Here is a 14497-nt window from a genome sequence, read left to right as displayed (position 1 = left end):
CCTTTAGCTAAGGCATAATTCTTTCGTTCATTCTTATAAAACAAACTTTATAGAGTAAAATAGGAAAGATTATGATCCATAGTATGACCGCTTTTTCGCGCGTAGAAGTGAAAGGTGACTGGGGTAACGCAGTTTGGGAAATTCGTAGTGTCAATCAACGGTTTTTAGAAACATATTTTCGCTTACCTGAACAATTTAGAAGTATTGAACCTGTATTACGCGAGCGTTTTAGAAAAGCCTTAAATCGAGGTAAAGTTGAGTGCAACTTACGTTTCAATGCCAATGCTTCTGCTAAAACAAACTTATCAATAAATAAAGATCTCGCCTTGCAACTTATTGAACATGCTGGCTGGATTAACGAGCAAACACTGAATAGTCAACTGAATCCTGTTGAGATAATGCGTTGGCCTGGCGTTATGGAAGCTGAAGAAGCTGACATGAGCATCATCCAAACAGAAGTGTTAGCTGGTTTTGATCAAGCCCTTACCGACTTCATTGCTGCCAGAGCAAGTGAAGGCGAGAACATGAAACTGTTAATAGAACAGCGCTTAGATGGCATTACCGCAGAAGCGGAAAAAGTAAAAGCCTTTATGCCTGAAGTGATTCAATGGCAACGTAATCGTATAATCGACAAATTTACTGATGCCAAGATTGAGCTAGAATCTACACGAGTTGAGCAAGAACTTGTATTGTTAGCGCAAAAAATGGATGTAGACGAAGAAATTGACCGTTTATACAGCCATGTAAAAGAAACCAGAAGCATTCTGAACAAAGGCGGCGCACAAGGTCGTCGTTTAGACTTCATGATGCAAGAATTTAATCGTGAAGCCAACACCCTAGGTTCAAAATCCATTAATGCAGATATCACTAATTCAGCCGTAGAGTTAAAGGTGCTAATTGAGCAAATGCGTGAGCAGATCCAGAACATAGAATAAACACTTTACTAGCCAATTATACGTAAAAATAGGCTGTTTAGCCTATTTTTTTACGGGTTATTGGCTGTTTTTTAACTGAGATAGGTAAAAAAATAAGCTAATTTAGAGTCCAAGTGGTGACCAAAGTGGTGACTTTTGGACCCCCGCCTCCTCATTTACTCACCACTTGATGAGTAAAATGAGGAATGAATATGACCATCCTACAAACTAAAAATCGAGTTGCCACATTAGTCGAGAATGGTGCACCTTTATTTGAGACAGTCTACCCAAGTTTATATATTGATATTAAAGAACCCGGTGTAGCCTCGTGGATCTTTCGCTATCAGCTTTATGGAAAGCGTCGGCAGTTCAAAATTGGTTCATACGGTAAGGGACATCAGGAGTTACTTGATGTAGAAGAAGCAATCAAGTTAGCTATTGATTTTCGAATGAAGATAAACGATGGCATTGACCCTAAGCTAGACATTGAACGACAAAAAAGACCAAAACTGATTACGTTTGATGATTGGGCAAACAAGTTTATCGAGAATAAGCGTAGCAAAATAAAGTCAGCAGATATTTATGAGCGTATCTATAAAAATGAGATAAAAACGCATATCGGCAACATTCGAATTGATAGAATTCACAGCTACGATATAGACCATGTGCTGCTAACAGCCGTTAAATCCGGTCGCCCAGCAGTTGCTAATCAAGTGCTCCTGTTTATTAAGCGAGTCTTTCGTTTAGCAACGAAATACGGGGCAGTACTTAGTAATATAGCCGCAGAATTTTCACAATCCGAAGATGCAGGTGGGGCAGAGCGTAAGCGTCAACGCTATTTAGAAGAGAATGAAATTGAGCAAGTATTTGCTGTTTTCAGAGCGCATCCGCTAAAAATTCCTACCGCTTCTTATATTGCGTTAGTGCTTTTACTTGCACTGGGTATGCGCAAAATGGAATTGATGTCAGCGAAGTGGTCGCAGATTGATTTCAAACGACAGACATTTCGCTTAATAGAAGACAACACTAAAACAGAGGCTGCATTGGTTCTTCCTATTCCTGATCTAGTCATGCCGTTAATGTATGATCTTAAGGTGCTCGCAGGGCACTCTGATTATTTATTCCCTAGACGTAAGAAAAGCGCTCTACCTCACGTATCCCCAGATACTTTAAACAATGCTATCGCTACGTTATTTGGTAATGCATATGGAAATCGCAAAGCAGAGCCAAATCATCTTGGTGAAGCTGGAGTTGACCATTTTACTGTCCATGACTTACGCCGCACTTTTCGCACATTGCTATCAAAATTAGGTGTACGAAAAGATGTTGCAGAAAAGTGCATGAATCACAGTCTCAAAGGCGTTGAGAAAACCTATGACTGCTACGCTTTTTTCCCAGAGCGTAAAGATGCACTCAATCAATTGGCTGAACTTATCATGCCATTGGTTCAATACTCACCATTACTTACTGATTTAAAAGATTAATCTCAGCCTAATCCGATATAGACTACTCCTGAGCTTGCTCAGGGGATGCTTTTAAAGAGAGATAATATGATTTATCCAGAACTTAGATTTTTCCACCTGTCGTTAGTTTTTTATCTGATGACACGAATGAATACCCAACTTCTATTGGCCTACTCGTGAACGGAGTTGCTTATCAATGGAATATAATACCGCAAGACGCATGGTATCTGAACGGATATAAATTAAGCGAATCTAATCAATACAACTTACAATACTTAACTTACACAGGAGTGTCACCTGAAGTTGTTGTGCAACATTTTTGCCGACTTGTTTGGGGATATAATTTCATTTACTCACTTGATGCTGGAGAATCAGTTGCATATTTTAAAGCGTTAAGTTTTGATGAATTTTCAGATGGCATAACGGTTGGTATCTCAGATATTACTTCATTACTAGAGAAGAGTGGAGAAGTGGATTTTGCACAAGAAGTTATTAATAACACTAAGCTTCAACAATTGAACACAAAATATGCTGCTGATCGCTGTGTCGCACTCGCTTTATCGATAAAAAATCTGCATCAAGTTAGCACTAATTCAATTACTTAATTAAAAAGCGTTCGCACTCACCGAGTGCGAACTTTTGACAACAAAATTGGCAAATTTGACATAAAGATTGGCAAGCTTGACACACGAATTGCCAAATTTGACACGTTTTTGAATGTGGTTATTTAGAGCTTTTTTTGAAAAATAGGAAGATTTCTCGATTTTCACCTTATATTGGTTATATAACTTTATAATGGTCATAATCGTTATAATAGTTATAACATGAATTTAAAGTGATTTGAAGTGGAAAGCCCTATTCGCACTGCTCTATAGCGAATTATTTTTTGAGTGTTTACTCTGAACATGTTAACGTTTTTGATAAATAAAATACTTTTGTTTGGCTTATGAAAAATAAATTAGTATCTTATTTTTGTTCTTTTTTTAGTCAAGAGATGTTCAAATCCATGAGGTGTCCAAATTGGACTCCTCTAATGCGGCAATTTGTATTTTCAAAGAGTTTGCCTGATATTCAATATCAGCTTTACGCCAAAAGATGATATTGAAAGGATAGTTTTTTATTATAGTAACTGCTAGATGTCTTCGGTTTAGCGATCTTATCTAGCAGTTAAATACTATTTTCTACTAAAAATAAAACATGGACTCATAATCAAAAAACTGTCTTTATGAGCTAAGGGATTATTTTTATCAATCCAACTTTTTGCTCCATCAAAATGCTCCGGCATCAGAGTTTTTATCGTGCTATACCCCACTTTCTGGCCTAGAACATTAATTCCTGATTGATATGATAAAGGTAAAAATTTACCTTCAAAGTTTACATAGCCTTCATTTTTACTATCTGACGTCTCGCTTTGTATACCCAACTCTAAGGAAGCAAATAGCAATTTTTTTGTTAACCGATTTAAAAAATCCGATATATCATGAGAGTTTTTGATTGGTTGCTTAGCTCTCATTATTAACCTTTGCAGCGCGTGCTTGGACAAAACAACGTAAAATACTTTAAATACGGTGCTATTTCGTGTGTTGATAGTTAGATCAAAGCCAATTTTATCGTAGTCTTTGATGTCACCTTGTTTGAAAAAGGGTATCCCTTTGTTTGATATTAATGTCCACTCTCCCCAAACGAGCTGCCATTTATTCGAATTTGTGTAGCGTTCATCAATAATTACTGCATTGGCATACTTATTACAGTACCTGTGAATACTTTTACAAATCCGTCGTTGAGAGCCACTAAGTATGAGTGGTTCTCTATTAGAAATAGATTGATATGTAGATCTAATTACTCTATTGGCTAAACCCTTAGCCAAACTTTCGTTCACGTAAGTCATTTCGCTTTCTCCTTTGTTTAGTTAACACCACAAAACTATTGGTTTAATGTGTTAACTTCGTAACAAAGACGAAAACCTATTTTTGTATTTTTATAAGCGCCTGTCGTAGCTCTGTTTGTATCTCGATAAATGTCATCGCCATAGAAACTTGTACAGCTTCCACTTCGAACACAGGTTCCCTCAAGTGCCCATTCTGCAAAGTAGTTAAGTAAGATGAAGCGAGTTCCACCATTGATTTCAACCCACGGAACGTTTTTAGGAAATTTAACCATATTAAACATGGGGAGGTTTTGCAGGTTCTCAACATCCATATCAACTGGCATCGGCTTCTTAATCCCCAAAGAAAGATGCTTTTCGCTATCAAAAGGCCAATCAAGCAGGTTACCTTGCTTCCGAATGCAAATATATTCTTCTTGAGTCAGCAGCCTTATGGGTGCTTTCGTTTGTTTGGATTTCCAGCAAGCATATGCGAGAGCATCATAATATGTGCAAGCGGCAGGCAGGGAGGTGTCGCTATCTAGATTATTTATATCTACGCCAGATCGTTTCTTTAATTCATGTTCTCCTTCAAAAGTTTCTTTTCGATAGTTCTGATAATTCCTGTTCAGGTCAAGAAAATTGCGGAATTCAGAAATGGAGATTAAATCAGATACTAATAAGTTTGTCCCCTCCACAGGGTTGAAGCCATCAAGTTTATTAAACGGAACATTTTCTCCAATAATTTTGGATGAATACAGTTCATTTACTTCGTAAAAATCAGCTAATAGATGATTAAAATCAACAGGGTAATCTTTAGTTGTTCCACCACTTTCATAGTGTAACTGTTCTGCTTGATGGCTATCTAAATCTCTTTGGCCTTGGTACTCAAAGTAATACCACTGTGCAAACTTATAGTCAGGAACAGAAGTCGGGAGATCAGTTAATTTCAATGAACCATTATGAAAATTGAATATAAAAGGATCATCTCGCATGTTTTTATATATGAAGTCGAATTCGCCGTTATCTCCTATGAGATTAAAGCATAAGTCTAAATCCATGAGGTATTTACCAGTAACGACATCTTTCACTGTGCGGTTACCAAACCCTCTAGGTAAGTCAGTAAGAACTTTTGAACCTATATCTTTGATAATTTTGATGTCTTCTTCAATTAAATTAGGAAGAGTAGGCCCTCTTCTTTTAATTCCTAGCTTTTGAATACTTTGAACGTTATATGTGCCATTGACGAGAAAGTGACCATCGTCGAATGTTGTATCAAATGGAAAATTATAACCAGTAAATACCTTGTGAACCGGAGGTTTTCCGCCAAAAAATATTCGCTCCGACAGCTTTTGCCGAGTCAATGTTTTCAGTGGGACGCAATACGCTTTGCGTCTAAAACTGAATAAATCTTTTCGATTGATTAATCCATTGTTCTTGAGGAAAGGAGTTAATTCGTTATCGTACCATTGTTGATAATCAGCAAAACCACCTTTGATTCCTAGCGAGTTTGCTATCCAGTTGAGTGCTGAACTCTGCTTGATAGGGGTTCGAACAGGTGACTTGTGTTGCTCCGACTTAGCCACAACTTCTTTAGCTGTTTTTTTGATAGCATCAACAGATAAGTCTGTTAATTCAGCAAAATGGCTGTCTTTAAAAACAATAAAAGACGATTTAGCGGTAAATGCAGTTTTTTTTGTGTTATTCACAGGGGTATTCCATTATATTTTCGCCAGACGCAATAACGTCCTACTTCCTTGGCAATCAAGAATATAAAGTCAGTAGCCCTGAATTATCAGTGGGAATTGCTCTTTGTTTGAATGAAGTAGAAATCCAACACAGGTTAAGCGAACCTATTATTAGTATCTTTGTTTCTTAGCTAACTTGTCAACAATAAAATGAATTTTAGTTAAAGGTATTCTAAAATCTGTTTCACGCCCTTAATCATTCAACAAGTATTTTTGTGTTACTATTAAAGGAGATTTTCGCTCAAAGTACACGTTTAATATATGGCAAAGCGATCTTTAGGGAACTATTCTCTATAGAATATTTTATAGCGGAGTTTTATATCCAGATTTTCAACACAACACGCCCTAGATAACGATGTGATTTTTAGGCTCATCCACAAAGCTGATTTGAATGTTCTGAAATTTATAAGTAGCAAAATCTATTAAAAGGTTTTCATTGGGACAAATAGTAGATATTTGATTGCAAACCTTTTCTAACTCATTAAGTTGTTGTTCCACATTTAATATTTCATTTTCTTTGTAAAAATAGAATGTGGAACTTCCATTAAATAGCTTTGGATATTTTTCAATAAAATAATTATTGGTCAACTTCAAAATTTATATCCTTCATATAAATTGTATGTGAATCAATAACTCAGAAGAAGTACTCAAGTTAAGCTGCGTTAATTGATTCAATCCTAGCCGCTTGCTCTGTGATAATGCGCTCTTTATCTTTAATCGCCGTTGTGTAGCCCTCTAATTTTGTTGATAACTCAACGACTGATTTTTCCAGTTCAATTGTTTTTTGATATTTATTATTAATGATCTGGTTTTCTTTAAGCAATGAATCTATCTGATCTTGGTTCTGATTGATAATATCATTAGCGTCGTTAAGTTGTTCTCTTAAAGCTGAAACGCGTTCAGCGCAAGCAACTTTTTCATTCTCAACATGTTTATCAGCTTGTGTGAGAATATTCTGTTCGCACGTAGCTAAAACCGACTTAATGCTTTTTAAAATATCGTTAGACATTGATTGAAATAGTTCTTCAAGCCCTGCTGATAATTGAATATATTGTAGACTGTTTTCATCACTATTACTTTCTAGTAAATGTTTTTCCCAAACTTCGATTAATCGATCAGGTCTTCCTCCCAAAACCTTGCATAATGCATGACCCGTTACATTTTTATCTGCTTTCTGTAGTTCAGATCCTACTTGAATGATCTGCTCATCTGTTACTTTAGCTTTTGCCATATATACCTCACTTTTCTAATATTTTAGTACGTTTGATAAAAACGACTAGTCAGTCGTTAATAAAAGCAATAATACGGATATAAAGTTGTGAAGCTATGTTAGAAATTTAATAAAAATTAGGTAAAAGCGGCGAAAGTTAATAAACGTGTTGATAAATTAATAAATTTTCTTATGAAATTAATTTTAAAAATTATACTGCTTACAAACAAACAAACAAACAAACAAACAAACAAACAAACAAACAAACAAACAAACAAACAAACAAACAAACAAACAAACAAACAAACAAAGTTTTTTTTATCAATAACTAGGAAGAATCAATTCTAACGAGCAAATTTAGGTATTCTCAGCTTAAGGCTGTTAACATCCAGCATATATTCATTTCAGAATATGCTCACGGATTGCATATTCGCAATAATACAAAGGAAAAACTAGATTCTTTAGCTCTGTTTTTGGTGAACCTTGTGTCCCCGTTAATTTAATTGTTTTCAAAGGGGCGCATTTGTTTATGTAGGACTCTAATGATCTAGCTCTAGTTCGCTTACCGCTTTTCACTTCTATCGGGATAATATTACCCTCTTGATTTGAAATAATGAATTCAACCTCTGCTCTTGCATCATTCCATGAGAAGGTGGGGTCAATGCCAGTAGCAACAATCTCCTGCTGGACAAAGTTTTCTGCTACATAGCCTTTGTATTCATAGCCTTGTTGCTTTATTTCTTTGTAATTAACTCCCAGTATGTGATTCAATAAGCCTACGTCTAGTAGAAATAGTTTAACTAAATTATCTTTCTTATAAGCTCCAAGCGGGCTGCGAGGATTGCCTTCTGTGGGATAATTTTTTAGCACTAAACGACATTTTTCAAGCCAAGTGATACCGCTCTCAAGTTCTTGATAACGAGACTTACGTTCATGTACATTCTTAAACTTAAATCGTTTCACTGAATCATCTATAACCAACGATAGTTGTGAAGGAACTGCTTTAAAAATTGATTCGATTAAACCCGCATCTACTTTTCCTGAATATTTCCCAAAGTCTCGTAAATAACCAGAAGTTAGATCGGCCTGAACTTTTGATACAGCTTCAATTCGTTCTAAAATACTTTTATCTGCAAGAGAAAACCAAGTACTTACAGCTTCTGGCATACCTCCAATAAAATAATAATCAGTTAGTTTGTCGAAAAGCTTTGTATGAGCAGGAGCAGAATTGACTTGTTCTTCATAAGCTTTTAGAACGGCTGGTTCATTTGCAGCGATTAAAAACTCTCGAAATGTTAAAGGACGCAAATTGTGCTGCTCTACTTTACCTACAGGAAAAGTATCCAATAAACCAATATTGGATCCACTAGCAGCGACATACATATTAGGAGCTTTTTCAGCAAAATATTTTAATGAGGTTACCGCTTTTGGGCATTCACCGATTTCATCTAATATTAGTAGATCTGTTTGCGGGTCAAATACTCTCCCTGTTAGTAGTTCAATATTGTTAAGTACATCATCAGGTGATAATGACCCAGTGAATGCTTCGGCCACTTCTGGAGATTCCAAAAAATCTATACGCAAAACATTATTGAAGCTTTGGCCAAATAACTTTTGCAAGAGATATGTTTTTCCTGTTTGTCGAGCACCATCAATTAGCAGAGGCTTTCTCTGTTTTTGTTCTTTCCACTTCAATAAATCTGCTAGTAATAAACGTCTCATAAGACCCCCAAAAAATATTCTTTTAAATATATTACATTTTTATGCGCATTAAAAGTTGTATTTTTACATTTTTATGCGCATAAAAATGATGTAAATTCACACTTTTATGCACATATTTGTGTTGTATATAGAATAAATAAGGATTGAACTTATAGATAGAACGGAACAATTTTCATTGTTTCGTTCACCATTGTTCTATTACATAAATATCTTACTGTAATTAACAGAATATGAATCTCAAATTTTTCATGAAAAGCTGATTTTGTACATTTTTGGAGTCCTCAAAAATAAGTTACTAAAAAATATAATAATAATTAAAAAAATTAAGAATATTTAAGAAATCTAATTGTAACAATAGGTTACAGAGTGTTTAATATATTTAGTTTTTCATAAAGAGGTAAAAAACATGCTAAAAATCTCACATTTAGAACACAATTTATTAGTTCAAATTCCTTATATGCCCAAGGTCAATGCTGCACTAAAAAGAATTGGGAAAGCGGAATATTCTTATCAGCTTGAAGGATGGGTTATGCAAACTGAGTTTGAAGATCTAATCAGAGCAAAACTAATACACTATTTTGGTGCATGTGATGATGTTTCGGCTGAAAAAGTTGACGTTGTAATTACGTTTAAACGTACAGTTGAAGTGCGAAAGAGGCCCGTTAGCATAGCTGGACGGATCTTTGCTAGAGCACATGGTCGAGATACGGGGGCTTCTACAGGTGATGGTATTGCTTTATTGGATGGAGATATTACATCTGGTGGATCCAATGCAAATTGGACTTCGGTTGTGGAAAGCGGAGCAAAATTTCGAGTAAATGGCTTATATGCAAGATTAGTCACTGAATTTGAGAACAAACCAGATCAGTTTGATATCGAATTATTAACAGATATTGAAGAATTCAATCCGCTTATAAAATTTCTACCGGATTTATCCGATGAATGTCTTATTAAAGAGTGCGCTAAACGTGGTATCCAAATTCCGTAATAGAAATAAATAAGAACCGTTGACTGAAATAATAAATAACAGTAACCACTATATGGAGTTGGTCAGTCAACACATAACAAACAAAAAGGTAATAAATATGTCTACTAATACGGCTGCATTTACACCCGAAATTATTGAAAAAATCGCTCGATATAGAGACGAAAAAGAAGGCCTTGGCCGACCGCCGCGCGGGGGGTACTTTGTAACTAATAAGTCTATTGTGTTCTTCGAAGGCTCGAAAGATAACGTTATTATTGAAACGCTTTTTACTGGTTTTTATGATAATGAATATTACACCGCAGATATGATACCCGGTGAAGATGTACCTGAAAGCTTTGATGCTATAAGTGTAGAAACTCTCGATAAATTCTAACCTAAAATAAAAAAAGTTTGGGCTGGAGTAAAAATAATGGATAAGCGTTTAACTCAAAGCGCACAGCCTCAACTTAATTAACCCATAAACCACCAATCTTTTGGTTCACTAGAATGTAAATAAAACGACCATTTATTTTACACACCAATCAATTACCAAATTAATCATAAAACAACTTGCATAGACGTAAATAAACTCGTAAAGTTTTCTATGTAAATAAAAGGTACCTTTATTTTATGAAGATAGGTTATGCGCGGGTAAGTACTGACGATCAATCTCAAGATTCACAGCTAGATGCATTAGCAGAGGCAGGTTGTGAAAGAGTTTATCGTGAAAGTTATAGCGGTAAGTCAAAAAAACGCCCAGAACTTGAGCGTATGATAGATACATTAAGAGAAGGTGATATTGTCATCGTTCAGCGTTTAGACCGCTTGGGCAGAAGTTTAAAAGACCTCATAGAACTATTGGATGGTTTCAAACAACAAGGAGTGCAGTTCATTTCATTAAACGAGAATATTGACACCACCACTGCCGTGGGTGAATTAGCATTCCATATGATAGGCTCTATTGCACAGTTTGAAAGACGGCTTATTTCGGAAAGAACCAAGGCTGGACTTGATGCCGCGCGAGCGCGGGGGAGAAAAGGCGGTCGAAAAGCAAAAATGTCTCCAAATGATATAAAGAAAGCTAATGCTATGTTACTCGATCCAGAAATGACGAAAGCAGAAGTAGCTCGTCACTTTGGTGTAAGTAGACCAACATTAAATAAAGCGCTGAATAAATAAAATTACAACATAAAAGGATCTTTATGAATCAGGCTGGCATATATGAACAACTAATCACCCAATTGGTTGAGCAAAAGTTAGATCGTGAAACTTTTTATGTTGGTGAGCGTTCATTAGAAAATGGAGAAGCTGCGTCTTGGTTGTCTCGATTTCTAACTAGAATTATCGAAATAGCTATGGATTCGGTGCCTAACGGTGAGAATAGAATTATTGAGCAAATAAACTTAGCCAATAAGGTCATTGAATGGTTAAGCGACAATATTGGTGATAGAGAAATCATCACCGAAAATTTAATTGATACCCAAGGCAAGATACTTACAGCACTTCTAGACAAGCAAAATCCTGTTGCTTCTGATCTTCCTAAATATATTGAATCAATAATGCCCCTGACTGGACTAACTCAAAGTGAATTATTTTGTGGTAGTAACGTTGGTATTTCGCTCGAAACTGAGATTAAAAGAGAAATTCAGTCGTCGGACAAAATTTATTGGTTAGTTTCATTTATAAAGTGGGCTGGAATTAGGATTTTTAAGAAGGAGCTTGAGGAATTTACTCGCAGTGGTAAGCAACTTAAAGTTATCACCACATCCTATATGGGGGCCACTGATGCTAAGGCCGTAGAGTTTTTAGCATCACTACCTAATACAGAAGTAAAACTCAGTTACAATACAAATAGAGAACGACTACACGCTAAGTCATATCTGTTTATGCGTGATACCAGCTTTCACACTGGTTATATTGGATCATCGAATTTATCTCACTCGGCCTTAACCAGCGGCTTAGAATGGAACTTAAAAATAACTTCTAAAGAAATCCCTCATATTATTGAGAAATCTCTCAGCACCTTTGAAACTTACTGGGAATCGTCAGATTTCGAACAATTTGATGGCAAAGCACAAAGCAAGGAAAGGCTTAATATCGCCCTACAAACTGCCAGAGGTTCGTTTGATGGTAATATGCCTAGCTTTTATTTTGATATTAAACCGCACTCCCATCAAAAAAATATCTTAGAGAAATTAAAGGTCGAAAGAGAGCTGCATGGAAGGTATAGGAATCTTGTCGTCGCGGCAACAGGAACTGGGAAAACAATCATTTCAGCTTTTGACTTTGCAAGGTTTTACAATAAAAACCCTGAAGCTAAATTTTTATTTTTAGCCCATAGAGAAGAAATTCTTAAGCAAGCCAGAAGCGCATATCGCGGAGTTCTTAAAAACAGTCAATTTGGGGAACTATTGGTAGGTAAACACAAGCCTGAAAAGTTTAATCTCCTATTTGCTTCGATCCAGAGTTTTAATAATCAACTTTCTAGCTTGAGCTTAACTAACGATTACTTTGACTATATTGTTATTGATGAAGTTCACCATGTTACAGCTAATAGCTATCGTCCAATTCTAGAGTACTTTGAGCCAACAATACTAATTGGCTTAACAGCAACACCTGAACGCCATGATGGTGCTGATATCCTCAAAGACTTCTGCAATGTTATTGCCGCGGAAATTCGGTTGCCAGAAGCAATTAATCAACGCCATTTATCTCCATTTCAGTATTTTGCAATTGATGATGAAACAGATCTTACGAAAATTTCATGGTCAAAAGGTCGATATGATGTTGCTGAGCTTACTAACTTGTATACGTTGAATGATCAACGGGTAGTTAGAATTATTCAAAGCCTCAATGAAATTATTACTGACATTTCTCAAATGCGAGCGCTAGCATTCTGTGTGAGCAAAGAGCATGCGAATTATATGGCTAAGAAGTTTATTTTGAGCAATATCCCCTGTGGAGTGCTTACTAGCGACAATTCTAGGGACCGTGATATTCAGCAGCAACGCTTAAAATCGAGAGAAATTAATGTCCTATTTGTAGTGGATATTTTTAATGAAGGTGTCGATATTCCTGAACTAGATACCCTACTATTTTTAAGACCAACAGAAAGTTTAACTATATTCTTGCAACAATTAGGTCGAGGTCTCCGGTTAATCGAAAACAAAGAATGCTGCACCATTTTAGATTTTGTTGGCAACTCAAGACCTGAATATGATTTTTCACATAAATTTAGGGCGTTAGTTGGCAAAACTAACCAAGCTATTTCAAAAGAGGTGAAACAAGGTTTTCCTCACCTTCCTCTTGGCTGCCGTATTGAGTTACAAGAGAAAACTCAGCAAATGATCTTGAGGAACATATCTCAAGCAACATTAAATAAAAACAAGTTGCTTAACCTTATCTCTAACTATCCTCACGTTACAGATTTACCGCTTACTCTGACAAACTTCTTACATATCTATCCGGACATTACTTTAGAAGATATTTATAAAATAAAAGTTGGCAAGTTTGGAGGATGGAACGCTCTAATTGCTGCAAGCAATCAGGATGATATAAATGAAGCTGAGTCTCCCATATACGTAGCTTATTACCGAGCAATCAATAATCGAATCCTAGGCAATACATCTATTTCATATTTAAGGTTTGTTAAAGCCCTATGCGAGGCTAACTTTTCCCTAACTAACCTAGTCGATATCGAATCCGTGCCTGCAAGGCACAAAGACCTATTTGCTGTTATGTGTCATTATGACTTTTGGGATAAAACAGCTAATCAAGCAGGGTTTGGTTCGATATCGTCTAGTATCGAGGCGTTAAACATCACACTTCTTAAAAATGAATTAAGTGAAGTCATTAAACTGCTAATAGAGCGTCTTGAAACACAAGAGTTTTCAATGCCAACAGTGGAAAATGAGATTGTTGATAGCTCCCCTCTTAAAATGCACGTTAGATATCCTAAAGAACACATTTTGGTTGCATTTGGTGACACTTCAATTGATAGAAAATCTTCAAGTCGCGAAGGTATTTTAAACATTGCAGACGCAAATACAGAGCTGCTATTTGTGACTCTTGATAAATGTGAAAAACAGTTTTCTGCAACAACTATGTATCACGACTATGCTATCAGCCCAACATTATTTCACTGGCAAACGCAGAACAGTTCGAAGCCAACATCAGGTAAAGGACTGAGCTACATTCAACAAAAGCAGAGTAAGAGAACGTTTATTTTATTTGTTAGAGAACAGGCTAAAGACGAATACGGAAAAACGATGGGATTCGTTAATTTCGGACCTGTTGATTTTGTAAAGTATGAAGGTTCACAACCGATGAATATTACATGGAAGCTTAAACATTCCATGCCAGCTTATATGTGGCATGAGACTGCTAAGTTGGCTGTTGGGTAGGAAACATAAACTTAACTTAAGAATATTTCCCAGTATCTTGATCTACTCTCTTATCAAATAAATGAAAATCCATAGGATTTCCTTGTAAGATATTTTTGGCACTTTTATTCCTACTTAAAAAAGTGTAGTGGTATAACGAATTTGGCCACTTAATTAGAGGCTGATATGATCGCCTCATAGATAATTTAGGTGACAAAATGACAAGA

General features: G+C 35.9%; 12 protein-coding genes. 7 read left to right on the top strand and 5 right to left on the bottom strand.

What is annotated here, in order from left to right:
- The first annotated feature begins 71 nt into the window (after positions 1 to 71).
- The 3 genes from IE155_RS13960 (at position 72) to IE155_RS13950 (ending at position 2982) form a co-directional block, all read left to right on the top strand.
- Positions 72 to 935, top strand: a complete 864-nt coding sequence (locus tag IE155_RS13960) for a YicC/YloC family endoribonuclease (RefSeq protein ID WP_189378866.1) — start codon at positions 72 to 74, stop codon at positions 933 to 935.
- A 191-nt stretch (positions 936 to 1126) separates the two neighbouring features.
- Positions 1127 to 2398, top strand: a complete 1272-nt coding sequence (locus tag IE155_RS13955) for a tyrosine-type recombinase/integrase (protein ID WP_189378865.1) — start codon at positions 1127 to 1129, stop codon at positions 2396 to 2398.
- A gap of 155 nt (positions 2399 to 2553) precedes the next feature.
- The gene (locus IE155_RS13950; RefSeq protein ID WP_189378864.1) at positions 2554 to 2982 is read left to right on the top strand and encodes a hypothetical protein; all 429 of its coding nucleotides are present in this window, start codon (positions 2554 to 2556) and stop codon (positions 2980 to 2982) included.
- A gap of 569 nt (positions 2983 to 3551) precedes the next feature.
- Here the strand turns inward: IE155_RS13950 and IE155_RS13945 are convergent.
- From IE155_RS13945 to IE155_RS13925, 5 genes are all read right to left on the bottom strand, one after another.
- Positions 3552 to 4265: a hypothetical protein gene (locus IE155_RS13945; RefSeq protein ID WP_189378863.1), complete on the bottom strand. Its 714-nt coding sequence runs from the start codon at positions 4263 to 4265 to the stop codon at positions 3552 to 3554.
- Between the two features lie 35 nt (positions 4266 to 4300).
- On the bottom strand, positions 4301 to 5950 hold the full coding sequence (locus tag IE155_RS13940; protein ID WP_189378862.1) for a formylglycine-generating enzyme family protein: 1650 nt from the start codon (positions 5948 to 5950) through the stop codon (positions 4301 to 4303).
- 384 nt (positions 5951 to 6334) lie between these two features.
- The gene (locus IE155_RS13935) at positions 6335 to 6583 is read right to left on the bottom strand and encodes a hypothetical protein (RefSeq protein ID WP_189378861.1); all 249 of its coding nucleotides are present in this window, start codon (positions 6581 to 6583) and stop codon (positions 6335 to 6337) included.
- 58 nt (positions 6584 to 6641) lie between these two features.
- A complete protein-coding gene (locus IE155_RS13930; RefSeq protein ID WP_189378860.1) occupies positions 6642 to 7220 on the bottom strand; it encodes a DNA-binding protein in 579 nt (192 codons plus the stop codon).
- 378 nt (positions 7221 to 7598) lie between these two features.
- The gene (locus IE155_RS13925; protein WP_189378859.1) at positions 7599 to 8921 is read right to left on the bottom strand and encodes an ATP-binding protein; all 1323 of its coding nucleotides are present in this window, start codon (positions 8919 to 8921) and stop codon (positions 7599 to 7601) included.
- A 529-nt stretch (positions 8922 to 9450) separates the two neighbouring features.
- On the opposite strand from IE155_RS13925, the gene IE155_RS13920 reads away from it, so the two are divergent.
- From IE155_RS13920 to IE155_RS13905, 4 genes are all read left to right on the top strand, one after another.
- Complete coding sequence (locus IE155_RS13920; protein WP_189378858.1) at positions 9451 to 9909, top strand: hypothetical protein; 459 nt, start codon at positions 9451 to 9453, stop codon at positions 9907 to 9909.
- 97 nt (positions 9910 to 10006) lie between these two features.
- Positions 10007 to 10282, top strand: coding sequence for a hypothetical protein (locus tag IE155_RS13915; RefSeq protein ID WP_189378857.1), 276 nt, complete (start codon positions 10007 to 10009; stop codon positions 10280 to 10282).
- 236 nt (positions 10283 to 10518) lie between these two features.
- Entirely contained in the window at positions 10519 to 11067 is a 549-nt protein-coding gene (locus IE155_RS13910) for a recombinase family protein (protein WP_189378856.1), read from the top strand.
- 23 nt (positions 11068 to 11090) lie between these two features.
- Complete coding sequence (locus IE155_RS13905) at positions 11091 to 14291, top strand: DUF3427 domain-containing protein (protein ID WP_189378855.1); 3201 nt, start codon at positions 11091 to 11093, stop codon at positions 14289 to 14291.
- Positions 14292 to 14497: the final 206 nt, after the last annotated feature.

The sequence above is a fragment of the Thalassotalea profundi genome (genome assembly GCF_014653195.1).
Taxonomy (GTDB): Bacteria; Pseudomonadota; Gammaproteobacteria; order Enterobacterales; family Alteromonadaceae; genus Thalassotalea_B; species Thalassotalea_B profundi.
This window is presented reverse-complemented; position numbering and strand designations above follow the sequence as displayed.